Source organism: Brucella cytisi (assembly GCF_038433355.1).
In the GTDB taxonomy this organism is placed as follows: Bacteria; Pseudomonadota; Alphaproteobacteria; order Rhizobiales; family Rhizobiaceae; genus Brucella; species Brucella cytisi.
This window is the reverse complement of record NZ_JBCAUP010000002.1, coordinates 92,558-117,454: the sequence shown is the minus strand read 5'-3', so window position 1 is coordinate 117,454 and position 24,897 is coordinate 92,558. Positions and strand designations below refer to the sequence as shown.

Below are 24,897 nucleotides of genomic sequence, written 5' to 3'. Positions count from 1 at the left end.
TGCCTTTGCTCAGTTCACTTCTCGGGTGAGCAGCACCCAGTCGTGTCTTTTGTCCTGCCCAATGCGTTCTATCGCTTCGAGCCGCTCAATTTCCTTGAAACCATGGGCGCCGTAAAGGGAAAGCGCCACATCGTTGTGGCTTTCGGTTATCAGGCTGATTGCCGGATTACCGTTCCGGTACGCTAGGTCGATCTCGTTGGCGACGAGTGCACGGCCAATACCTTTGCCGCGAAACTCCCGATAAACGCCAACACTATCTATAAAACGGTTGCCAATGACCTTGCGCTGCATCGCGATCAGCTGATCCGTAACCGGATGTTTTTCAGGCAGATCGTTGAAACTTTCGTCCACAGTAAAGCCGATAGAAAGCCCAGCAATATCGCCGGCCCATTCGGCTATGGTCGCGCTCTGCCAGCCTTCGCTCCCGTCAGCGCGCATATACTGCCGACCGCGTTCCATGGCCGTTTCGGTTCGCCCGTCAAGAACGGCCCCGTACCAGAGCCAAGATGCAAAACCGTGCGAAGAGATATCGACAAGAATAGCGATCTCTGCGGCTTCACGGCGTTCAGCCGGGCGTAGGTTCGGTTGTCCAGCCATTCAAAAACCTCAGGCGTCGAGTTCAGCAGAACGCGACGCCCTTGAAGTTGATCAATCAGACCAGCATACCCATCGGGTTTTCGATGTGACGCTTGAAGGCCTGTGCAAGTTCAGCAGCCAACGCGCCGTCGACGGCACGGTGATCGGTTGAAAGGGTTACAGACATAACGGTCGCAACCTTGATTTCACCGTTCCTAACCACTGCACGCTGTTCACCTGCGCCGATTGCGAAAATGGTCGCATGCGGCGGATTGATGATCGCGGCAAAGTCCTTCACGCCAAACATGCCAAGGTTGGACACGGAGGTCGAACCGCCCTGATATTCTTCAGGCTTCAGCTTGCGATCACGCGCACGCTTGGCAAGGTCCTTCATCTCATTGGAGATAGCGGACAGCGTCTTCGAGTCCGACTGACGCACGATTGGTGTAATCAGACCGCCCGGAATGGAGACTGCAACGCCGACATCAGCACGCTTGTGCTTAACCATACCGCCTTCAGTCCAGGAGACATTGGCTTCAGGAATGTCACGCAGTGCAAGAGCAACAGCCTTGATCACCAGATCGTTGACAGAAAGCTTGTAGGCCGGAACCTCACCCTTTTCAGTCTTGATCATCGGTGCAGCTGCATTGATCTGCGAACGCAGAGCCAGAAGTGCATCCAGTTCGCAATCAATCGTCAGATAGAAATGCGGAACAGTCTGCTTCGATTCCACCAGACGGCGGGCAATGGTTTTGCGCATACCATCGTGAGGAACGATCTCGTAGGTGCCTTCCTCAAAGAGCTTGAGAACGGTTTCATCCGACATCGGCTTCGGTGCGGCAGCAGCGGCGGCTTCCGCCTTCGGCGCAGCAGCCTTGGCACCACCGGAAGCCAGAGCAGCTTCCACATCGCGCTGAACGACACGGCCGTGCGGACCGGTACCCTTCACAGCGGCGATATCGACACCGGATTCCTTGGCGATACGGCGTGCAAGCGGTGACGCAAACACGCGGTCACCCTTATTCGCAGCTGCGGGCCGCTCTGCCTTGGCTGGTGCAGGCACCGCTGCAGGAGCTGCGGCTGGCTTCGGCTCTTCCTTGGGAGCCTCGACCTTTGCTTCTGTCTTCGGAGCAGAAGTCGCGCCCTTTGCTGCAGCCGCCACGTCCTCGCCTTCTTCGGCGAGGATAGCGATCAGCGCATTGACCTTGACGCCTTCGGAGCCAGCGGGAACCACGAGCTTGGCAATCGTGCCTTCGTCTACAGCTTCCACTTCCATCGTGGCCTTGTCGGTCTCGATTTCAGCAATAACATCGCCAGGAGCGATCTTGTCGCCTTCCTTGACCAGCCATTTCGACAAGTTGCCTTCTTCCATCGTCGGAGAAAGCGCTGGCATGGTGATATTGATCGGCATGTCCAGACCCTTTCGTTACGCGGTATAGGTAACGGCTTTCACCGCTTCGACCACTTCGGCGACAGTCGGCAGCGCCAGCTTTTCCAGATTTGCCGCATAAGGCATCGGAACATCCTTACCAGCAATGGTCAGGATCGGCGCATCGAGATAATCGAAAGCCTGCTGCATGACGCGGGTGGCGATTTCCGTACCAACGGACGATTGCGGGAAACCTTCTTCCACAGTCACCAGTCGGCCAGTCTTCTTGACTGATTCGACGACAGTCGGAATATCCATCGGGCGGATCGTGCGCAGATCGATGATTTCAACATCGATACCCTGCTGGGCCAGCTCTTCAGCCGCCTTGACGGCGTAGGTCATGCCGATACCGAACGAAACAATGGTGGCGTCCTTGCCCTGCTTGTGAATGCGGGCCTTGCCAATCGGCAGCACGAAATCGTCAAGCTTCGGCACATCGAAATGATGACCGTACAGGATTTCGTTTTCGAGGAAGATCACCGGATTCGGATCGCGAATGGCAGCCTTCAGCAAGCCCTTGGCGTCGGCTGCCGTGTACGGCATGACGACCTTGAGACCCGGAATGTGGCTGTACCAGGCCGCATAGCACTGCGAGTGCTGGGCAGCAACACGCGCAGCCGCACCGGACGGACCACGGAAGACCATCGGAGCGCCCATCTGTCCGCCGGACATATAAAGCGTCTTGGCAGCAGAGTTCACGATCTGGTCGATTGCCTGCATGGCAAAGTTGAAGGTCATGAACTCAACGATCGGACGCAGACCTGCAAAAGCAGCCCCTACACCTACACCGGCGAAACCATGTTCGGTGATCGGGGTATCGACAACGCGCTTGGAACCGAATTCGTCGAGAAGTCCCTGCGTTACCTTGTAAGCGCCCTGATATTCGGCAACTTCTTCACCCATAACGAAAACGCTCGGGTCGCGGCGCATTTCTTCGGCCATCGCATCACGAAGCGCTTCACGAACGGTCGTAGAAACCATTTCGGTGCCAGCCGGAATGTCCGGGTCGGACGCGACTTCGAGTGCTGGCGCCTTCGGAGCAGCCGGAACAGAATCAGCCTTCTTTTCTTCGGCTTTTGGCTCTTCCTTGGCTTCGCTCGATGGTGTCTCAGCTTTGGCCGCCGGAGCAGAACCGATATCGGAAGCGCTTTCACCGTCACCGAGAAGCACGGCAATCGGCGTATTGACCTTCACGCCTTCGGTGCCTTCATCGACAAGAATTTTGCCGATCGTGCCTTCATCGACAGCTTCGACTTCCATCGTCGCCTTGTCGGTTTCAATTTCGGCGATCACATCGCCGGACGTAACCTTGTCGCCTTCTTTCTTCAGCCATTTGGAGAGCTTGCCCTCTTCCATGGTTGGGGAAAGTGCGGGCATGAGAATTTCTACGGGCATGACAACACCTTCCTGGAATTAGAGCAGAATATCCGTGTAGAGCTCGGATGCATCCGGCTCCGGATCGTTTTGAGCGAAATCAGCAGAATCAGCGACAATGTCGCGGACATCCTTGTCGATTTCCTTCAGCTCTTCCTCCGTTGCCCAACCCTTGTCGATCAGACGCTGCTTGACCTGTTCGATCGGATCATGCTCGGAGCGCATCTTCTGCACTTCTTCCTTCGAGCGATACTTTGCCGGATCCGACATGGAGTGACCGCGGTAACGATAGGTCTGCATGTCGAGAATGATCGGCCCCTTGCCGGAACGCGTCCACTCCACGGCCAGATCGGCAGCAGCCTTGACCGCACGAACGTCCATGCCATCCACCTGGATACCCGGAATATTGAAAGAGAGACCGCGCTTCGAGAAGTCCGTTTCTGCGGACGAGCGCGAAACCGATGTGCCCATGGCGTAGCGGTTGTTCTCGATGATGTACACTACCGGCAGCTTCCATAGCGATGCCATGTTGAAGCTTTCGTAGACCTGACCCTGATTGGAAGCGCCATCGCCGAAATAGGTCAGCGTTACATTGTCGTTGTCGCGATAGCGATTCGCGAATGCGAGGCCTGTGCCGAGCGAAACCTGCGCACCGACGATACCATGACCGCCGTAGAAGTTCTTCTCTTTGGAGAACATGTGCATGGAGCCGCCCTTGCCCTTGGAAAGGCCGCTGCGACGTCCGGTCAGTTCAGCCATCACGCCGCGCGCGCTCATGCCCGCTGCAAGCATATGACCATGATCGCGATAGGCGGTGATAACCTGATCACCTTCCTTCAGCGCCATCTGCATGCCGACCACTACGGCCTCCTGGCCGATATAAAGGTGGCAGAAACCACCAATGAAGCCCATGCCATAAAGCTGGCCGGCTTTTTCTTCGAAACGCCGGATCAACAGCATTTCGCGATAAGCGTCCAGCTCCTGCTTCTTGTCGAAGTTCACAGGTGCAGGTGCCTTGGGTGCAGTCACAGAAGACGCCTGCGTTTTGCTAGCAGGCGACTTTTTAGCCCTCGGTGCCATATCTCGCTCCCTAAATTGTCGTTCTATTGTGACGTTATACGGGCATATCACAAGATACAATATGCGCCCAGAGCATAGCTGCTATGTCGCCAAGCCCTTAAAAACATATCACAAAAAGACAATTAACCGGATTTCAGTTAATTTGAACGGTCTTCCCTGGAGGTGATAATTGTCACTTCATCGGGATGGGAGAGATTAAGCGCTCTGCGTGCCTGCTCGTCAAGCATATCCTTCTCGATGGAACCGTCGCGCAAAAGCGTGACTCGTTTTTCGAGCGCGTTGCGATCTGCCGTCACCTGTTCGAGCTGCTTGGCCAGAAGGCTTTTCTGCTCTTCCAGCTGGATACGGGAGTAGAGACCATATTCGCCGTGATAGGCGTGAAAGCCGAAGTAACTCAGAAATGCAGCCGTCAGAATGGGCAATACAAAACGCCCACGGATCGATTTACGTTTCTGCTTGGTCCACATTTCGGCTTCCTTCCCGGATATTCGGTGCCACAACGAATCCTGCGAAGGGCGTCAATCCGAATTCCACCATCAAGCATTATTTTGCTTAACAGAGATTTACCAAGAACCGATGTCAGGAGCGGTCGGGACTAGTTTTAGTAACAGCTGGAAGAAGCGAACCTCGCCCAAACATTCAAACCCCTCAGGAATCAAGAGCGGCTCATCATAAAGACGAGCCGCTCATTCAGATTGATAAAATGTTTGACAGGATCAAACATCTACAATTGTGGAAAACCCGCCCATGATCATGCGCTTGCCATCGAATGGCATCTGGTCACCCATCGCCTTCATACGCGGATCCCTCATCATCTTGCTATTTGCAGCATCACGGGTTGCCTTGTCGGGATATTCGAACCAGGAGAAAACAACCTCCTCGTCGGCCTCAGCCTTAACCGCACGTCGAAAATCGGTGACCTTACCATCCGGCACATCATCCCCCCATGCTTCGACCATACGCGTCACGCCAAACTCCTTGAATAATACAGCAGCTTCGGCGGCATGCTTGCGATAGAGTTCCTTGTTCGCCTTGGGGACGGCGACAACAAATCCTTCGATATAAGCCATTTTCTCTCTCCCGTTGTTAACTCCCTCACGGCTTCATCATCTGAATTCCAAGCCGCTGCCTCATCAGCTCAAACACCAATGCAATAACATTGATATCAATATAACTGCATTCGGTCAAATGCGGAGCATTGGAAGTCATATAGGGCGAAAACGAAAAAAGGCGGACCGAAGCCCGCCTTTTATCAGTCTCAGAGAAAAATCAGAGGAACTTCAGTGCGCTGCGGCCTGCATAGCGGGCCTGCTTGCCAAGTTCTTCCTCGATACGAATAAGCTGATTGTACTTGGCCGTACGGTCCGAACGGGCCAGCGAGCCAGTCTTGATCTGACCACAGTTGGTAGCAACCGCGAGATCCGCAATCGTCGAATCCTCGGTTTCACCCGAACGATGCGACATGACGGCAGTATAGCCAGCCTTATGAGCCGTTTCGACCGCGTCGAGCGTTTCAGACAGCGATCCGATCTGGTTGACCTTGACGAGAATCGAGTTGGCAACGCCCATACGAATACCGTCACGGAGACGAGCGGAATTGGTGACGAACAGGTCGTCACCAACGAGCTGGCACTTGTCGCCAATAAGATCGGTCAGGTACTTCCAACCTTCCCAGTCATCTTCAGCCATACCATCTTCGATAGTGACAATAGGATAGTCGCTGGCGAGCTTGGCGAGATACTTGGCCTGAGCCTTTGGATCGCGCGTCTTGCGTTCGCCTTCATAGACGTAATTACCATCCTCGAAGAATTCGGTCGCAGCACAGTCGAGGCCAAGAGCAATATCTTCACCCGGCTTGAAACCGGCCTTTTCGATCGATTCCATAATGAAGTCGAGCGCAGCCTGGGCATTCTTCAGATTAGGAGCAAAGCCGCCTTCATCGCCAACATTGGTGTTGTGACCGGCATCCTTCAGACGCTTTTTGAGGGTATGGAAAACTTCCGAGCCATAACGAACAGCTTCACGAACGGACGAAGCCCCCACTGGTAGAATCATGAATTCCTGGAAATCAATCGGATTATCAGCATGTGCACCGCCATTGATGATATTCATCATGGGGACCGGCAGAACATGGGCGTTTGCGCCACCGACGTAGCGGTAAAGTGGGAGACCGGTTGCCTGAGCCGCAGCCTTGGCAACTGCAAGCGAAACACCCAGAATTGCGTTGGCACCGATGTTGCCCTTGTTGGCCGACCCGTCAAGCTCGATCATCGTCTGGTCGATAAGCAGCTGGCTTTCCGCATCCATGCCCGCAATAGCGTCAAAAATCTTGCCATTGACAGCTTCGACGGCCTTTTCCACACCCTTGCCGAGATAACGGCTGCCACCGTCACGCAATTCTACAGCTTCATGCGCGCCAGTCGACGCGCCAGACGGAACCGCAGCACGTCCGAAAGAGCCGTCTTCAAGCACAACGTCCACTTCGACGGTCGGGTTGCCGCGGCTGTCGAGGATTTCGCGGCCGACGATGTCGATGATTGCAGTCATAGGAACCAGTCCTTCCCTATAGATTGCCCCGCCAGATGTGCGAGGCGCTTAACAAATCCGATGCGGCCATTTCTTAGCGCATAATCCTGAAACTTTGCAGACATTTCAGAAAAGATTATGCACCAGGCCAATTTTTAAGCCCTAACCGCAAAAAAAAGCGGCGAGAATGGCTTAGCGAAACAAAAGGCGGAGGAAAATCCCCCGCCTTTTTTAAATTCTCCGAGAACTGTTTAAAGCCCTTTCGCGATACGATCGAAAGCCATCAGCTTTTCGAGGAGGGCGGGCATTTTATCCACCGGCACCATATTCGGACCATCGGATGGGGCATTGTCCGGATCCTGATGCGTTTCGATGAAGAGCCCGGCAACGCCAACGGCTACAGCTGCGCGTGCCAGTGTCTCAACGAACTCGCGCTGACCACCCGACGAACCACCTTGCCCGCCCGGCTGCTGTACTGAGTGAGTCGCATCGAACACAACCGGTGAACCAAGGCCTGCCATGATCGGCAAGGAACGCATATCGGAAACGAGCGTATTATAGCCAAACGAAACACCGCGTTCGGTCGCCAGCACATTCGGATTACCACTTTCCGTAATCTTGGACAGAACATTCTTCATGTCCCACGGCGCCAGAAACTGGCCCTTCTTGACATTCACGACACGTCCCGTCTTTGCGGCAGCAATCAGCAGATCGGTCTGGCGGCAGAGAAATGCCGGAATTTGCAGGACATCGACCACAGGAGCAACTGCGGCGCACTGCTCTTCAGTGTGGATATCCGTCAGCACCGGAAAGCCGAACTCCTTCTTGAGATCCGCAAAAACTTCCATTGCCTTTTCGAGGCCGATTCCACGTTCAGCCTTCAAGGATGTGCGATTGGCCTTGTCGAAGCTGGACTTGTAGACGAGGCCAATGCCGAGTTTATCGGTCATCTCCTTGAGGCGGCCTGCCATATCGAAAGCGTGTTCACGCGTTTCCATCTGGCACGGGCCCGCTATCAGGGCAAACGGCGCACTGTTTGAAAAAGTAACGTTTCCGATTTTTACGGATGAATTGGCAGTCGCCATGACGTGAACCTCGATATTGAATGCCTTGCAGGCACCTTATCTGGCGTAAAGGTGGGTCGAAAACAAGACCACGGCCTGAAAGCGGAAATGAAAACGCGCCCCGAAAGGCGCGTTAGAGTTTTAGACCAGACGGCTCTGCTCGATTGCCGCTTCGATGAAGGAAGCAAACAGCGGATGCGGTTCGAACGGTCGGGACTTCAGTTCAGGGTGGTACTGAACGCCGATGAACCAAGGGTGGTCAGGATATTCGACTGTTTCCGGCAGAACACCATCCGGTGACATGCCTGCAAAGTTCAGTCCGGCAGATTCCAGACGTTCCTTGTAGTCGATATTGACTTCATAGCGATGACGATGGCGCTCGGAAATATCGGTCGATCCGTAGATTTCCGCAATCTTTGAGCCCGACTTCAACGCTGCTTCATATGCACCAAGGCGCATTGTACCGCCAAGATCACCAGCCGAAGCGCGCTTCTCGAGCATATTGCCCTTCAGCCACTCGGTCATGAGACCGACAACCGGCTCCTTAGTCGGACCGAACTCGGTAGAAGATGCGTTTTCGATACCAACGAGATTACGTGCTGCTTCAATGCAAGCCATTTGCATGCCAAAGCAGATACCGAAGTAAGGAACCTTGCGTTCGCGAGCGAACTTCGCTGCAAGAATCTTGCCTTCCGCGCCACGTTCGCCGAAACCGCCCGGCACCAGAATGCCATGAACCTTTTCCAGATATGGGGCCGGATCTTCGCTTTCGAAGACTTCAGCCTCGATCCAGTCGAGATTGACTTTTACCTTGTTGGCAAGACCACCATGATAGAGCGCTTCGATCAGCGACTTATAGGCATCTTTAAGGCCGGTATATTTGCCGACGATGGCGATGGTCACTTCGCCTTCCGGATTGTGGAGGCGGTTGGAGACCTCTTCCCAGCGGTCCATACGGGGCTTCGGAGCCGGATCGATACCGAATGCCGACAGAACTTCCGAATCAAGGCCTTCCTTATGGTAGGCAATCGGCACATCGTAGATCGTTGCTACGTCGAGCGCCTGAATGACCGCGCTTTCGCGGACATTACAGAACAACGACAGCTTGCGACGTTCTGATTCCGGAATCTCACGATCGGCGCGGACCAGAAGGATATCTGGAGCAATACCGATAGAGCGCAGCTCCTTGACCGAATGCTGGGTCGGCTTGGTCTTCAGTTCACCAGCTGCCGGAATATACGGCATCAAGGTCAGATGGATATAAACTGCCGTTCCGCGCGGCAGTTCATTGCCAAGCTGACGGATCGCTTCGAGGAACGGCATGGCTTCGATGTCGCCAACCGTGCCGCCGATTTCGCAAAGAACGAAATCATAGTCTTCGTTGCCTTCAAGGACGAAGTTCTTGATCTCGTCGGTCACATGCGGAATGACCTGAACCGTCGCACCGAGATAATCGCCGCGGCGTTCCTTTTCGATGATGTTCCGATAGATGCGGCCGGTCGTGATGTTGTCCTGCTGGTTGGCAGGACGACCGGTGAACCGCTCGTAATGGCCCAGATCAAGGTCGGTTTCGGCACCATCGTCAGTGACGAACACCTCACCATGCTGGTAAGGCGACATCGTGCCGGGATCGACATTCAGATAAGGGTCGAGTTTACGGATACGCACGCGGTAACCACGTGCCTGAAGGAGTGCAGCCAGTGCTGCGGCAGCTATGCCTTTTCCAAGGGAAGAAACCACGCCGCCAGTGATGAATACATATCGCGCCATGGGCTTATCTCGTTAGACTTTCTTGATTGATTCCGCCACAAAAAAATGCACCCCGGCAGTGTTTTTTCACCGAAGCCAGGCGGTAATCGTCGTTGCACAAAGAAAAACCGGAGCCAGAAACCCCGGAGCGAATACGTCTGTACTCTCTAGCGCCCCTATTCACATAAAGCCATGTCGAAGCTCGAAATCCACAGCTTCCACCTACCAGAATAGCCATTGGCACAAAAGAAAAGGCCGAGCCCATAAGCCCGGCCACATTCACATAGTCATTTACAGATCAGAGAACAACTACTTCGGTACCCAGACCGACGCGCTCATAAAGATCCATCACATCCTCATTGATCATGCGGAAGCAGCCGTTGGAAGCCGAGCTACCGATAGTCCATGGCTGTACCGTGCCATGAATGCGGATGTAGGTGTCCTTGTTGCCCTGAAACAAGTACAGAGCGCGCGAACCAAGTGGATTGCCTGGACCACCATCCATACCGTTCTTGAAACGACCATAGTGAGCCGGATCACGCTCGATCATTTCCTTGGTCGGAATCCAGCGCGGCCACTCCCGCTTCGCATTGATTGTTCCAGTGCCCTTGAATTCCAATCCCTGCTTGCCGACAGCGATGCCATAACGGCGAGCAGTCGTCGACGTTTCAACAAGGTAAAGGAAACGCTGCTTCGGGTCGATCACGATGGTACCAGGCTTATAGCCGGTAAAAGCCACTTCCTGCGCCCGGAACTTCGGATCGATGTTGTACTTGTTGGCCTTAACTGCATTGCCGCTCTTGGAAGCCTTTTTCTTCTTCGGCTTTTCAGGATTGGCCTTGGCATCGCTTGAGAGAGCAACTTGCTGAACAGACGCAACAGCTTCATTGAGCTGCGCTTCAGCGCTTACCGGCGAAGTTGCAAATGCAGGAGCGGTCGCTCCGATGCAGAGAGTTGCAATACCTGCCATCAAAATACGGCGTGAAAACATGTTCGGTTCCCGAAAATTCAAGCACAAGGGAAAAATGTCTGCCGCATTAATTGCGACCAGACTTTCGCTTTCCTTACTGCAAAGCGATCCGGTTCTCAATTCGTTGCCATCGTTCTGCAATGCGATTCGCGGCAGCGTATTGCCTAGCTGCAACACTTTGCAGTCTCATGATTAACAAAAAGAAAACCGGCCACAAGGGCCGGTTTCGCATTCTGTTCACTTTGCTCGGCCTTTTACTGCGAGCTAGGAACCGGGTTGGCCGGGGTTTCCGGAACAACCGGAGCCTGCGGCTGGGTAGCGTCGGGCTGTGTTGCCGGTGCTGTAGCACCTGGAGCTGCAGGTGCAGTCTGATTGGCGTCAGGACGCGAAGACTCGCCACCCAGCTGATTGAGGATACCGCCGCCATTGCCGCCTGCCGGAGCTGACTGACTGCCGGTTGCCGCCGGGATACGGTTGAGAATGTCGGTCGGCTTTTCGCCGTAGCGTGCCATGATGCCGAGAATAAGCGAGGTCGCGAAGAAACCGATCGCGAGAATGGCTGTCGTGCGGGTCAGCGCGTTGGCTGCGCCGCGAGCCGTCATGAACCCCGAACCACCGCCAATGCCAAGGCCACCGCCTTCCGAACGCTGGATAAGCACAACGCCGACAAGCGCCAGCACGATCAACAAATGAATGACAATGATTACGGTCTGCATGGGTTACGGTCTTTATATCCCTAAAACTAGAGCGGCTCTTTACACGCTATTGTCCGATAATCCAAGCCCCGAGACCAAGATAGACAGACGTGATGTGCCGGTTACAAATTACGATAGGTTTCGCATATGGCGAGAAAATCGTTCGCCTTCAAGCTCGCACCGCCAACAAGCGCACCATCAACATCCGCGACGCCGAGCAATTCCAATGCGTTTGAAGGCTTGACCGAACCGCCGTAGAGCAGCCGAAGATGTGCGCCTTTCGTGCCGAAACGTTCAATTAGCTGCTCACGCATGAAAGCATGAGCGGCACGCACGTCCTGCACTGTCGGCGTCAACCCTGTGCCGATTGCCCAAACCGGTTCGTAAGCAATGATCGTATTCTCGGCATTGACGCCATCCGGCAAAGAGCCAGCAAGCTGCTTGCCGATTACATCCAGAGTACGCTCCGCCTTGCGCTCATCGGCAGTTTCGCCGACGCAAACGATTGCAATCAGTCCGGCAGCCCATGCGGCCTCGGTCTTGGCACGAACAGTGTCATTGCTTTCATGATGGTCGGTCCGGCGTTCGGAATGACCGATTATGACATGCGTGGCGCCCGCCTCCTTAAGCATTTCTGCAGAGACATCGCCTGTATGCGCGCCAGACACTTTATGGTGAGCATCCTGACCGCCGAGACCAACAGTCTCGCCTTCGAGCGTTTCCGCCGCGCGGGAAAGAAGCGTCGCAGGTACACAAATGACGGCATCAAGCTTGCGGCCGAGATCGGAGCTCAGGCCGGCAGCAATCGCACGCAATTCGGTCAGGGACTCTCCCTTGCCATTCATCTTCCAGTTGCCAGCAACCAGCGGACGGATTCCCGGAGTCATTTCATTCTCCTCGCCTGTTCAAAACAGTAGACGCGGTCACCTCTTGAAAGCGGACCAGCGCCAAAATTTGCCACTGACTAAGCGTATTCGTGCCGCAATGCAAATGTTCTTGAGTGCCTACATGCAATGAGACCTTGCATATAGGGCTGGCTTGAGGTTATCCCCTGACTGGCTCTATCTATGAAAGCCGAGCTTAGATTTATACTTGAAGGGTTTCCAATGCTCGACAGCCTGCGTTCTGCCGCTCAATCCTGGGTCGCCAAACTTTTGCTTGGCCTGCTTGTACTGAGCTTTGCGATCTGGGGCATCTCCGATGTCTTTCGCGGCGGCCTGTCAGGCAATGCCGCTTTGACGGCTGGCGGTTCCGAAGTAAGCGCCACTGATTATCGTTTCGCCTATGAACAGCAGATGATGCGTTTGTCCCAACAGTTTCGCCAGCGTCTGACGCGCGAACAGGCAAAAACGCTCGGTGTCGAAAATCAGGTACTCGCCCAGCTCGCAGCCGGTGTGGTTCTGGATGAAGGTGCGCGCAACATGCAGCTCGGCCTTTCCAAGGACGGAATTGCTCGACTGACCGGTGAAGATCCGGCTTTCCATGACGCAAGCGGCAACTTCAATCGTGCACAGTTCGATGCAGTGCTTCGTCAATCTGGCATTCGTGCTCAGGATTATCTCGACAACCGCGCGAAAGTGGCTCGCCGCCAGCAGATCGTGGAAGCTGCAACGGACGGCATCAAGCTTCCGAATACAGCGTTGAAGGCGCTGGCTCTATATCAAGGTGAAACCCGCAGCGTTGACTATGTGACCATTCAGGCTGAAAAGGCCGATGCTGTCCCTGCCCCGTCCGAAGATGCGCTCAAGACCTATTTTGACGCGCACAAGGATGATTACAAGGCACCGGAGTACCGGAAAATAACCTATGTGAAGCTGGAGCCGACTGATATTGCAGATCCGTCTGCCGTCACGCAGGACGAAATCAACGAATATTACGAAAAGAACAAGGACCGCTTCAGCACGATCGAAAAGCGTACTATTGAGCAGTTGAGCTTTGCCGATGACGCCGCAGCTGAAGCTGCCCAGCAGAAAATTGCCGCTGGAACAAGCTTCATCGATATCGGCAAGGAACAGGGCAAAACAGAAGACGACCTGAAGCTTGGCACGTTTGAGAAATCCGCCATTCCTGATCAGGCCGTTGCCGATGCAGCTTTTGCACTGGCAGAGAATGGCATGAGCCCGGTGGTGAAGGGTGGCTTTGGTCCGGTTATCCTGCGCGTGACGCAGATCGAACCGGCTCATGTGAAGCCACAAGCCGAAGTTGAAGGCGAAATTCGCACCACGCTTGCCAACAATATCGCAGCAAGCAGCATCAGCGGCATTCATGACTCTTATGAGCAGGACCGTTCCGACGGCGCATCTATGGCTGATGTGGCAAAGAAGCTAAGCCTCAAGTCCGTCACCGTCGAAGCCGTCGACGCCGAGGGCAACGATCCTTCTGGTAATCCTGTGCAGCTGCCAAACTCCGAAGCGCTGCTTTCCGCTGCCTTCCAGGCCGACCAGGGTTTTGACAACGACGCCCTGACCATGGGCAATATCGGCTATCTCTGGTATCAGGTTGACGGTATAACTCCGGCACGCGACCGTACGCTCGACGAAATCAAGGACAAGGTTGCAGCGGCGTGGAAGGGCGAAGAAGCAGTCAAGCGCCTCAACCAGCACATAGACGATTTGAAGAAGCGTCTCGACGGCGGCGCGACACTCGACGCAATCGCTGCAGAGCTGGGCGTCGAAAAGCAGACCAAGCGTGGTATTGTCCGCACGACCAACGATGCCGATATCGGAACCGCAGCAGCGGCGCAGATTTTCCGGGGAGCAAATGGTTTCACTGGTGGCGCTGCTGCACCTTCGGACGATGCTCAGATTCTGTTCAAGGTTGTTGAAGTGACAGAACCTGCCGGAGCTGGCCCGGAAGCTATTCCGGAACAGCAGCAAAAATATCTGGCGACATCGCTCTCGGATGATGTTCTCGAACAGCTCGTCGGCGAATTGCAGAAGCAGTATCCTGTTCAGATAAACCAGACCGTCATCAACAACGCTCTGGCGTTTTAAGGACGGTGGGCATCCAAAATGGCTGATCTAAAACCCTATATCGCGAAAGCTGCATCAGGCGAGCCGCTTTCGTTTGAGGATTCCAGAGCCGCCTTCGATATCATGATGTCAGGACAGGCAACGCCGTCGCAGATCGGCGGACTGTTGATGGCGTTGCGCGTGCGCGGTGAAACAGTACCGGAAATCGCCGGTGCCGTTGCTTCCATGCGCTCGCGTATGCTGGGAGTTTCCGCTCCCAACAATGCCATCGATATTGTTGGCACTGGTGGCGATCAGTCGGGTTCATACAATGTCTCCAGCTGCTCGGCGTTTGTTGTTGCTGGAGCTGGCGTTCCTGTAGCAAAACATGGCAACCGCGCCCTCTCCTCCCGCTCTGGTGCAGCCGATGCACTCGCCGCGCTCGGCATCAATATCGAGGCCGACGCGAGCATCATCGGTCGCAGCATCACAGAAGCTGGCCTCGGCTTCATGTTTGCACCGATGCACCATTCCGCCATGCGCCATGTCGGCCCCTCCCGCGTAGAACTCGGCACCCGCACCATCTTCAATCTGCTTGGCCCTCTCTCCAATCCGGCTAGTGTCAAGCGTCAGCTTGTGGGGGTATTCGCACCACAATGGCTTGTGCCGCTGGCTGAAGTGCTCAAGGAACTGGGTTCCGAAGCGGCCTGGGTTGTCTACGGTGACGGCCTCGACGAGATGACTACTGCGGGAACGACACAAGTTGCCGCCCTCGAAAACGGTCAAATCCGCACCTTTGAAATCACGCCGGAAGAAGTTGGATTGCGTCGTTGCGATCCGGCCGAACTGAAAGGTGGCGAGGCTTCGGTAAATGCCAAGGCTCTGCTGGGCGTGCTTGAAGGCGAGAAAAATGCCTATCGAGATATTGTCCTGCTCAATTCAGGCGCGGCACTTGTGATAGCTGGCAAGGCGAAAGATCTCAAAGAGGGCATCGCACTCGCGGCGCAATCTATCGACAGCGGTGCAGCACTTGATGTTTTGCAGAAAGTGATTGCTGTTTCGAATGACAAGGCCGCCTGACGGAAAGGATCAAGTCATGTCCACCGACATTCTGCGCAAAATCGAGGCTTACAAGCGCGAAGAAATCGCTGCTGCAAAAGCCGAGCGCACCGTCGCTGATTTGAAGGCACACGCACAGGATCAGGAAGCGCCGCGTGGTTTTCTCAAAGCGCTGGAGGCAAAACGCGCCGCCGGTGAATTCGCGCTGATTGCTGAAATCAAGAAGGCAAGCCCATCGAAGGGCTTGATCCGTGCTGATTTCGATCCGCCTGCACTTGCAAAAGCCTATGAAGCTGGTGGCGCTGCATGTCTTTCAGTGCTGACTGACACACCTTCCTTTCAGGGAGCGCCGGAATTTCTGACGGCAGCTCGCAACGCTTGCAGTCTCCCGGCACTGCGCAAGGATTTTCTGTTCGATACCTATCAGGTACACGAAGCCCGTAGTTGGGGTGCAGATTGCATTCTGATCATTCTTGCAAGCGTCGACGATGATCTTGCAACGGCGTTGGAAGAAACCGCGTTCGAGCTTGGCATGGATGCACTCATCGAAGTGCATGACGAAGCCGAGATGGAACGCGCACTAAAGCTTTCATCGCGTCTGCTCGGCGTCAACAATCGCAATTTGCGTACATTTGAGGTCGATCTGGCCGTTTCGGAACGGCTGTCGAAGATGGCGCCAGCCGATCGCGTTCTGGTCGGTGAAAGCGGCATATTCACACACGAAGATTGCCTGCGTCTGAAAAAGTCTGGAATCGGGACATTCCTCATCGGAGAGAGCCTCATGCGGCAGGCCGATGTTGCAGCAGCTACCCGTGAACTGCTGTCTGGCAAGGCTTGACTGATGATGTCCAAACTCACCCATATTGACCAGACCGGCGCTGCCAATATGGTGGATGTTGGTGCCAAGGACGAGACTGAACGACAGGCTGTGGCCGAAGGCTCGGTCAGAATGAAGCCGGAAACGCTGTCGCTCATTCTGGAAGGCAACGCTGCTAAGGGTGACGTCATTGGCGCCGCGCGTCTGGCTGGCATCATGGCGGCTAAAAGGACCGCCGATCTGATTCCCCTCTGCCATCCACTGATGCTGACCAAAGTAGCTGTCGAAATCGAGCCGGATCAGACATTGCCCGGTTTTCGCGTTCGTGCGCTGGCCAAGCTCAAGGGGCGCACCGGCGTGGAAATGGAAGCCCTCACCGCCGTTTCTGTCACATGTCTTACGATCTATGACATGGCCAAAGCCGTCGACAAACATATGGAGATCGGCGGCATCCGCGTTACCGAAAAGAGCGGCGGTAAATCAGGTGACTGGACAGCATAAACCGCTAGACTTTGCTCTGGATCAACTCATCTGGACAGATTCTGTGGTCTAGACGGGTCAACAATTCAGTTCGAGAGGAAACGCCATGTCCCTTCTCCCGGTCGATGAAGCACTGGCCCGCATCCTGAAATCCGCAGAACCGCACGGCAAAGAGCAGGTCGCCTTGTCAGATGCAGGTGGGCGCGTGGTTGCAACACCTGTTTTGGCACATTTTCTGCAGCCGCCGTTCGACGGATCGGCCATGGACGGTTACGCCCTGATCGCGCCAGACAACATCTCTTATCCCGTCGAGTTCGACATCATCGGCGAGTCGGCTGCGGGAAATCGTTTCGAAGGTGAACCGGGAATTGGTCAGGCGGTCCGGATTTTCACCGGCGCGCCACTGCCCAAAGGCACGGATACGATCGTCATTCAGGAACACACTGAGCGCTCGGGTAACCGGCTAACCGTTCACGAAGGCATAGAACCGGGACGACATATACGCCGCGCAGGCCTCGATTTTTCACCCGATAACATCGTTATTCCGAGCGGGCGGGCGCTGGATGCTGCGGCCCTGTCGCTGGCAGCGGCCAGCGGCAATGCGAAAATCGACGTGTTTCAAAAGCCCCAAATAGCAATCATTGCGACCGGCGATGAACTGGTTCCACCGGGGGAAACACCCGGAAAAGACCAGATCGTTGCATCGAACAGCGTTGGAATCGCCGAGATAGTAAGACGAGCCGGCGGGGCGCCACATGATAAAGGGATCATTCCGGATGATCCTGCCAAAATCGAACGGGCAATAGCAGACAGCCTGCAAAGCGGCATCGACATTCTGGTGACGATCGGTGGCGCTTCCGTCGGTGACCGGGATTTTGTGCATGGAGCACTGCAGAAACAGGGCGTCAATCTCGACTTCTGGAAGATCGCCATGCGGCCCGGCAAGCCCCTGATGTATGGGCGCATCGAAGTGAACGGCAAGATCGTGCATGTCATCGGCCTGCCGGGTAATCCCGTCTCGAGCCTCGTCTGCAGCCTCGTTTTTCTCCGTCCGCTCGTCGCCAAGCTTGCCGGAATGAACCTCGATGCCGATATCCGACCTGCAAAGCTGGGCACTGACCTGCCTGCGAATGACCACCGCCGCGATTATATCCGGGCCACAATCGAATCAAACCCTGATGGAACGCTGACAGCCAAGCCATTTCCGGTCCAAGATTCGTCCATGCTTTCAGCTCTCGTCGGTTCAAAAGCGCTTCTCATCAGGGATGAAAACGCTCCTGCTGCCACTGTTGGCGATGATTGTCGCGTTCTCATGCTGTAGATCGAGCGCAATTCTCAGTGTCACTAAAGCTTGAGAAAACAGATCTAAATCATCATAAAATATATGTTATTCGAAGCAGCATCTGACACGCCTTGCCCGTGATGGTCTTGCCCTGAAATATTCCGTTCAATCTCACCCTGAGCGTTAATGGTTTTAAAACCATTGCAGAACAAGACTGGAACATATAGTGTTCGTTCTGGTTTTGTTTTTCTCGATTCTTGGCCGGGAGGGTGTCGCGCATGTTAACCCGTAAACAGCACGAGCTTCTGCTGTTCATTCATGAACGTCTAAAAGAAACGGGCATTCCCCCGTCTTTCGATGAAATGAAGGAAGCGCTCGATCTGGCTTCAAAATCGGGTATCCATCGTCTGATCACCGCCCTTGAGGAGCGTGGATTTATTCGCCGTCTGCCGAACAGGGCGCGTGCGCTTGAGGTGTTACGTCTGCCGGATTCCATCGCTCCGGGCCTCAATACACAAAAGAAGTTCGCTCCCAGCGTTATCGAAGGCAGCCTGGGCAAAACGCCTCCGCCACCGGCACGCCCCGCCCCCGTGGCTACCAATGACGACACGTCTGGAACTGTGTCCGTACCGGTCATGGGGCGAATTGCTGCGGGTGTACCGATTTCAGCAATCCAGAATCAGACACACTCCCTCAGCCTTCCGCCCGAAATGATCGGTGCGGGCGAGCATTACGCGCTTGAGGTCAGAGGTGATTCAATGATCGACGCCGGCATTTTCGACGGTGATACCGTCATCATTAAACGCGGTGATTCAGCAAACCCCGGCGAAATCGTGGTGGCACTTGTCGATGACGAGGAAGCGACTTTGAAGCGCTTTCGCCGCAAGGGTGCATCCATCGCTTTGGAAGCCGCAAATCCGGCATACGAAACCAGAATATTTGGCCCGGACCGCGTTCGTGTACAGGGCAAGCTTGTGGGCTTGATCCGCCGCTACTAGATCGTAGTGTAGCCGGTTTTGGAGATAAGCTCCGAGTTCAAACAATGGAGCGGCTCCAGTTAAGAACAGAAACGTGGAACCGCTCTTTATTTAGTTGCAGCGCGTTGGTTCATCGCTAACACCTGATGAACAAACTCCAGCATTTTGAGCGGAGTGGGATTTTGGCTTGTACTCGCGCTCGGACAAGCCACGTGCTGGACGCGAATGGATGCGGTGCAAATGCCAGGGGCGACTTGGCGCATCAATTGCATAGGTAATTCGGTCCTCCGGCTGCCATTTAGATGTTTGCTGGCTCATCCCGGGCTTTGCGACTTCGTAGATGTCGCCCGATACAGCTTTGAAAGATCGGTTTTGATCTGGCCTTTCTCCGAGCCTGATCTCGACTGCTCCCTTTAGTGCCAGTTCCTGCTTGCTGATACTCAGGATAGTGGAACGTTCGCACGCCAGATCTTTGCCGGAAACGGCGAGAATAACCACATCGCCGATATTGCAGGCTATTTCCAGCATCGCGACATCTGCGGTGTAGGCTAGTGTACGACCATCACACAGACTGATCGTGCAAAGTCCATCTTCGCATTCGAACCCGTCCCCATCAGTTCGCTTTTTGTTTATGCCGGATGGCGGCGCGATGAACTCTTCCACCAGATAAGTGGTTTTCCAATTGTCGATTGTGAACTGTGACTGTCGGCTTCGATTGACTGCGAACTTCCCGTCTGCGAGCCGAACACCCACCAGTTTGGCATCTTCCGAGATCACGATGTCAGGAAAAGGCTCTCTGACGAAAGCAGCAAACCCCAGAACGATGAAGGGCAGCGCCAACGCCTTCAATCTGGTCGACAGAACAACAACCAGAACGAGCGCAATGGCCCAGAGAACGATAGTGAGTGCGGGCATGGCCCCAGGATTGCCATCTGGTGACCACTTTGCAACAAAGGCAGCAATGTGCCTGACTGCAAAAATACCCCAGCCCATTATCTGCAAAGGCACCCAGTCCAGTTGCAATGGCATCAGCACAAGACCAAAGACGGCAAACGGCATCACGAGAAGAGCTATTACAGGCTCAGCGGACATTTCCTACCAAGCCGAACGGCGCTGTATTGTTGAAGTGATAAGCTGCAAAAATCCCGCTCGCCAGTCCGGCAATGAGCGAAGTAGCCGCCGCCGCTGTGATCGGCTTCAGGATTTTTCCAGCGAAGCTATAGGCGGTCTTCCCACGTTTTTCCGTGCCAGCCTGCCTGATCGCGTTGCGCTCGCTCCACCAGGCATAACCGGCAATCAACGCAGCCGTAGCCGAAAAAGACATTTGAAAACTCGGTCCCAGTATCTCATGCGGCGAAATTGCAATCATAGCGATGGCCGCAATCGCCAGATTGCGCATACTGATGGCCGCTCGGTCTACCAGCAAAGCTCCGAGCATGACTGCAATCATCACATAGCTTCGTTGTGCTGCGACATCCGCACCTGACATGGCAAGATAGAAGGTACAACTCAACAGGGAGAGAAAGGCCGCATATTTCTTCACCGGATGCCGCACACTGAAAGCCGCAAATAGCGCGAAGACGGATCGCAACGTCAGCATGACAACGCCAGCGGCAAGCGCCATATGCAAGCCCGAGATCGACAGAATATGTGCGAGCCCCGCCTTGCGCAGGTCTTCATTGGTCCGCTCGCTGATCCCTGCACGCGTGCCTGCCACAAGCGCCGAAGCAACACTGCCGTCCTCGCCACCGATCACTTCCTCGATTCGTTCAGACACCCGCACGCGCAACATGGCGATCCACTGGGAGATTTCCGCTGTGACTTCATCTGGCTCAGGTGCTGTCGCCACTTTGGGTGTTCCGAGAAAGAAGCCATTGGCACCGATACCATTGAAATAGGCATGAAACGAGAAATCGTAGTTACCCGGGCGAACCGGACCCGACGGAATACGCAATCGCACGAAACCTGCCAGTCCGCTGCCAATGCTCGTTGATGCCGGTATGTCCCGCGCATTGACACGAATGCGTTTCGGTGGAAAACGGAGTTTTGGACGCTCTGTCTGGAGCACATCAAGTGTTATCCGCCAGCTGCCATTGTCCTGATATTCAAGAGCGACAACCCGACCGTTACACGTGTTGCCACGTCAGAGCCCAGCATCGGCGTGGCACGACGTTCCGTTTCCCATTTGCCGACCACAAACCCCGCCAGCAGAGCGATTGCCAATGTCACGCCTTGCGCAGCGGCGAATTGCTTGCGCGTCGCAATTCGCAAGATAGTGGCTATACAGAGCATGGATAAAAGCGGTATCCATGCCGGTTCGAATGAGAGTGAGAAATAGATGATTGCGCCAACACCGGCAAAAACCGGCAGCAGAAGAAAAAATACACCGCGTCCCGCTTCAGTTTCGACCGCAGCATTGAACTGTCGACCTGTGATCGACGGTATAGACAGAAGTCGTTCACGCAAGCTCGGCGCGGGAGGCTTGACCGGCAGTGGATTTACCGGAATCTCGACATCGTTTGGAGGCCAGACCTCTGGCAACAAAGCGCTCACGAAGCCGTCGGGCATGCTTTTCACAAGCGCCCGTTCGTTTGCATCGCTCGCTTCCCTGATGCCTGTCATGCCCCCGCCTGACCGCAAAAGTTGGCCCAACCGCCGGAATACCCTGAAAGAACGACGGCACATTCGCGCGAAAGGGATGCGAGGCCCTTGCGCACATAGCTGCCTATGCTACATGAACCGCAGCCGAAATCGAGTGGGTTCGCATAACGAACCCCGATTACCTGCCGGGCATTCTCGCGCAGGCATTGGAATTCAAGTTCGCGCCTGTATCTCCGGCATTTGCCGCTGCTCTAGAAAGGCGCACGACATAGTGGAGCTATCATGTCGAAACCGGTCATTACCCGTTTTGCCCCCTCGCCCACGGGGTATCTGCACATTGGTGGTGCGCGCACTGCCTTGTTCAACTGGCTTTATGCCAAGCACAGCGGTGGCAAGATGCTGCTGCGCATCGAAGACACCGACCGGGAACGTTCCACCGACGCCGCGACGGCTGCCATTCTTGATGGCTTGACCTGGCTTGGTCTGGATTGGGACGGCGATGCCATCTCTCAGTTCGAGCGCGCGCCTCGCCATCGCGAAGTCGCGGTAGAGCTCGTCGCTCTCGGCAAGGCATATTATTGCTATGCAACACCAGAAGAACTGGCCGAAATGCGCGAGAAAGCACGCGAAGAAGGCCGTCCGCCGCGCTATGACGGTCGCTGGCGTGATCGCGATCCGTCAGAAGCGCCTGCAGGCGTAAAGCCGGTCATCCGGATCAAGGCACCGCAGGAAGGCGAAACCCTCGTGCAGGACGCTGTGCAGGGCGATGTGCGCTTCCCCAACAAAGACCTGGACGATTTCATCATTCTGCGTTCCGATGGTACGCCGACTTACATGCATGCAGTCGTTGTTGATGATCACGACATGGGCGTGACGCATATCATTCGCGGCGACGATCATCTGACCAATGCTGCACGGCAGACAGTCATCTATGATGCAATGGGTTGGGACGTGCCGCAAATGTCGCATATCCCCCTCATTCATGGTGCGGACGGTGCAAAACTCTCCAAGCGTCATGGCGCTTTGGGTGTGGATGCCTACCGTGCGATGGGTTATTTGCCTGCTGCTCTGCGCAATTATCTTGTACGTCTCGGCTGGAGCCACGGCGACGACGAAATCATGTCGACCGAACAGATGATCGAATGGTTCGATGTGAAGGATATCAACAAGGGGGCAGCTCGCTTCGATTTTCAGAAGCTTGAGGCAATCAATGGCGTCTATATGCGCGCCAGTGACGATAAGGCGCTTTATGATGCGCTTATCGCTGTTCTGCCGGAGATCGAGGGTGGCAAGGAAATTGCCGACGCTCTCGACGACAAGCGAAGCGCACAATTGCTTGCCGCTATGCCGGGCTTGAAGGACCGTGCCAAAACTTTGGTGGAACTGGCTGATAGTTCGAAATTCATCTTTGCTGCCCGTCCGCTTGATCTTGACGAAAAGGCAGCTTCTCTCCTGAACGACGAAGGCCGGGCAGTGCTCAAATCCGTACTCCCTGATCTGGAAGCAGCTGGCGAATGGACCGTTGAATCTCTTGACGGCGTCGTAAGGACTCACGCAGAAAAAACCGGCCTGAAACTGGGCAAGATTGCACAGCCCCTACGTGCATCTCTGACCGGTCGCGCTACCTCTCCGGGTGTGTTCGACGTGCTTTTCGTCCTTGGACGTGAAGAGTCCCTCGGACGTATTCGCGATCAAATCGGTTAAGGTGGGAACATTCACGCTGACGTGACAAAACCGGCGTAAATAGTTCAAATTACGCATTGCATCGCGAACCGTTTGGGATAGTTTGACGGGCAAAATCGTTAGGATAATGCGCTAAACGCTGATGGTCCCCATAGGGGCGGGGACCATTCCAAGAGATAAAAGACAAATTATAACGACGATTACAATTCTGCCGTCGTGCGGGCGGCAAAGTGGACATGAAAGGAAACACGATGTCAGATAGGACAGCCAGCTTTACACTAGAAGGCAAAACATTCGACCTGCCTGTACGACAAGGCACTGTCGGACCAGACGTCGTCGATATCGGTCCACTTTACAAGAATTCCCAGATGTTCACCTACGATCCGGGCTTCACATCCACGGCATCGTGCGAATCCAAGATCACTTACATCGATGGCGATGAAGGCACCCTGCTCTATCGCGGATACCCGATCGATCAGCTCGCCGAACACGGTGATTTTCTGGAAACCTGCTATTTGCTTCTCTACGGCGAACTGCCGACCGCGACGCAAAAGTCTGACTTCGACTATCGTGTGACGCGTCACACAATGATTCACGAGCAGATGACGAAGTTTTTTACGGGCTTCCGTCGCGACGCTCATCCCATGGCAGTCATGGTCGGCTGCGTTGGTGCAATGTCGGCTTTCTATCATGACTCGACCGACATCACCGACCCGCATCAGCGTATGGTCGCGTCGATCCGTCTGATCGCCAAGGTTCCAACGCTTGCCGCCATGGCCTACAAGTACCATATCGGCCAGCCGTTCATGTACCCGAAGAACGACCTCGATTTTGCGTCGAACTTCCTGCACATGTGCTTTGGCGTTCCATGCGAGGATTACAAGGTCAATCCGGTTCTGGCTCGCGCAATGGACCGCATCTTCATTCTCCACGCAGATCATGAGCAGAATGCCTCGACCTCGACCGTGCGCCTTGCCGGTTCTTCTGGGGCCAATCCGTTTGCATGTATTGCTGCTGGCGTTGCCTGCCTCTGGGGCCCTGCCCACGGCGGTGCAAATGAAGCCGCGCTCAATATGCTGGCTGAAATCGGCTCTGTGGACCGCATTCCAGAATTCATCGCCCGTGCAAAGGACAAGAACGATCCGTTCCGTCTGATGGGCTTCGGTCACCGCGTCTACAAGAACTACGATCCACGCGCCAAGATCATGCAGAAGACCTGCCATGAAGTTCTGGGCGAACTGGGCATCAAAGACGACCCGTTGCTCGACGTTGCAATGGAACTGGAAAAGATCGCCCTGACGGACGAATACTTCATTGAGAAGAAGCTTTATCCAAACATCGACTTCTACTCCGGCATCACGCTGAAGGCTCTCGGCTTCCCGACCGAAATGTTCACGGTTCTCTTTGCTCTCGCCCGCACCGTCGGCTGGGTCGCACAGTGGAAGGAAATGATCGAAGATCCGCAGCAGAAGATCGGCCGTCCGCGCCAGCTCTATACCGGCGCCCCCGAGCGGGATTACGTGCCGCTCGCAAAGCGCAAGTAAACATCAGATTGTAATAAAAACCCCGGTTGCCAAAACAACC

20 protein-coding genes and 1 pseudogene are annotated in these 24,897 nt (G+C 54.9%); 8 read left to right on the top strand and 13 right to left on the bottom strand.

Annotation, left to right across the window (positions count from 1 at the left end):
• Positions 1–9: 9 nt before the first annotated feature.
• From AAE521_RS02800 to tpiA, 12 genes are all read right to left on the bottom strand, one after another.
• Positions 10–597, bottom strand: coding sequence for a GNAT family N-acetyltransferase (locus AAE521_RS02800; protein ID WP_071630152.1), 588 nt, complete (start codon positions 595–597; stop codon positions 10–12).
• Between the two features lie 55 nt (positions 598–652).
• Positions 653–1,969 (bottom strand): pyruvate dehydrogenase complex dihydrolipoamide acetyltransferase, encoded by a 1,317-nt coding sequence (locus AAE521_RS02795; RefSeq protein WP_425286371.1) that lies wholly within the window; start codon positions 1,967–1,969, stop codon positions 653–655.
• A 33-nt stretch (positions 1,970–2,002) separates the two neighbouring features.
• Entirely contained in the window at positions 2,003–3,400 is a 1,398-nt protein-coding gene (locus AAE521_RS02790) for a pyruvate dehydrogenase complex E1 component subunit beta (RefSeq protein ID WP_071630150.1), read from the bottom strand.
• Positions 3,401–3,418: 18 nt separating this feature from the next.
• The gene (gene pdhA, locus AAE521_RS02785) at positions 3,419–4,459 is read right to left on the bottom strand and encodes a pyruvate dehydrogenase (acetyl-transferring) E1 component subunit alpha (RefSeq protein WP_012091970.1); all 1,041 of its coding nucleotides are present in this window, start codon (positions 4,457–4,459) and stop codon (positions 3,419–3,421) included.
• 137 nt (positions 4,460–4,596) lie between these two features.
• Positions 4,597–4,926 carry an FtsB family cell division protein gene (locus AAE521_RS02780; protein ID WP_010660005.1) on the bottom strand — a complete coding sequence of 110 codons (330 nt, stop codon included), beginning with the start codon at positions 4,924–4,926 and terminating at the stop codon, positions 4,597–4,599.
• 249 nt (positions 4,927–5,175) lie between these two features.
• A complete protein-coding gene (locus AAE521_RS02775) occupies positions 5,176–5,529 on the bottom strand; it encodes a DUF1428 domain-containing protein (RefSeq protein WP_071630149.1) in 354 nt (117 codons plus the stop codon).
• A 199-nt stretch (positions 5,530–5,728) separates the two neighbouring features.
• On the bottom strand, positions 5,729–7,006 hold the full coding sequence (gene eno, locus AAE521_RS02770) for a phosphopyruvate hydratase (RefSeq protein WP_071630148.1): 1,278 nt from the start codon (positions 7,004–7,006) through the stop codon (positions 5,729–5,731).
• Between the two features lie 230 nt (positions 7,007–7,236).
• The gene (gene kdsA / locus AAE521_RS02765) at positions 7,237–8,070 is read right to left on the bottom strand and encodes a 3-deoxy-8-phosphooctulonate synthase (protein WP_010660002.1); all 834 of its coding nucleotides are present in this window, start codon (positions 8,068–8,070) and stop codon (positions 7,237–7,239) included.
• Between the two features lie 120 nt (positions 8,071–8,190).
• Entirely contained in the window at positions 8,191–9,819 is a 1,629-nt protein-coding gene (locus tag AAE521_RS02760) for a CTP synthase (RefSeq protein ID WP_010660001.1), read from the bottom strand.
• Between the two features lie 277 nt (positions 9,820–10,096).
• Entirely contained in the window at positions 10,097–10,789 is a 693-nt protein-coding gene (locus tag AAE521_RS02755; protein ID WP_071630229.1) for a L,D-transpeptidase, read from the bottom strand.
• Between the two features lie 233 nt (positions 10,790–11,022).
• Positions 11,023–11,484: a preprotein translocase subunit SecG gene (gene secG, locus AAE521_RS02750; protein ID WP_010659999.1), complete on the bottom strand. Its 462-nt coding sequence runs from the start codon at positions 11,482–11,484 to the stop codon at positions 11,023–11,025.
• A 101-nt stretch (positions 11,485–11,585) separates the two neighbouring features.
• Positions 11,586–12,350 (bottom strand): triose-phosphate isomerase, encoded by a 765-nt coding sequence (tpiA, locus tag AAE521_RS02745; RefSeq protein WP_342060417.1) that lies wholly within the window; start codon positions 12,348–12,350, stop codon positions 11,586–11,588.
• 219 nt (positions 12,351–12,569) lie between these two features.
• Between tpiA and AAE521_RS02740 the strand changes: the two genes are divergently transcribed.
• The 6 genes from AAE521_RS02740 (at position 12,570) to lexA (ending at position 19,050) form a co-directional block, all read left to right on the top strand.
• On the top strand, positions 12,570–14,456 hold the full coding sequence (locus tag AAE521_RS02740; RefSeq protein WP_342060416.1) for a peptidyl-prolyl cis-trans isomerase: 1,887 nt from the start codon (positions 12,570–12,572) through the stop codon (positions 14,454–14,456).
• A gap of 18 nt (positions 14,457–14,474) precedes the next feature.
• Positions 14,475–15,494: an anthranilate phosphoribosyltransferase gene (trpD, locus tag AAE521_RS02735; protein ID WP_342060415.1), complete on the top strand. Its 1,020-nt coding sequence runs from the start codon at positions 14,475–14,477 to the stop codon at positions 15,492–15,494.
• 16 nt (positions 15,495–15,510) lie between these two features.
• A complete protein-coding gene (gene trpC / locus AAE521_RS02730; RefSeq protein ID WP_342060414.1) occupies positions 15,511–16,311 on the top strand; it encodes an indole-3-glycerol phosphate synthase TrpC in 801 nt (266 codons plus the stop codon).
• A 3-nt stretch (positions 16,312–16,314) separates the two neighbouring features.
• Entirely contained in the window at positions 16,315–16,791 is a 477-nt protein-coding gene (moaC, locus tag AAE521_RS02725; RefSeq protein ID WP_342060413.1) for a cyclic pyranopterin monophosphate synthase MoaC, read from the top strand.
• An 85-nt stretch (positions 16,792–16,876) separates the two neighbouring features.
• Positions 16,877–18,091: a molybdopterin molybdotransferase MoeA gene (locus tag AAE521_RS02720; protein ID WP_342060412.1), complete on the top strand. Its 1,215-nt coding sequence runs from the start codon at positions 16,877–16,879 to the stop codon at positions 18,089–18,091.
• 239 nt (positions 18,092–18,330) lie between these two features.
• A complete protein-coding gene (gene lexA, locus AAE521_RS02715) occupies positions 18,331–19,050 on the top strand; it encodes a transcriptional repressor LexA (RefSeq protein WP_342060411.1) in 720 nt (239 codons plus the stop codon).
• A gap of 90 nt (positions 19,051–19,140) precedes the next feature.
• On the opposite strand, the pseudogene AAE521_RS02710 reads toward lexA, so the two are convergent.
• A pseudogene (locus AAE521_RS02710) lies at positions 19,141–21,651 on the bottom strand (ComEC/Rec2 family competence protein).
• A 261-nt stretch (positions 21,652–21,912) separates the two neighbouring features.
• On the opposite strand from AAE521_RS02710, the gene gltX reads away from it, so the two are divergent.
• Both gltX and gltA read left to right on the top strand, forming a co-directional pair.
• Positions 21,913–23,334 carry a glutamate--tRNA ligase gene (gene gltX / locus AAE521_RS02705; protein ID WP_342060410.1) on the top strand — a complete coding sequence of 474 codons (1,422 nt, stop codon included), beginning with the start codon at positions 21,913–21,915 and terminating at the stop codon, positions 23,332–23,334.
• Positions 23,335–23,564: 230 nt separating this feature from the next.
• Positions 23,565–24,857: a citrate synthase gene (gltA, locus tag AAE521_RS02700; protein WP_010659989.1), complete on the top strand. Its 1,293-nt coding sequence runs from the start codon at positions 23,565–23,567 to the stop codon at positions 24,855–24,857.
• Positions 24,858–24,897 lie beyond the last annotated feature (40 nt).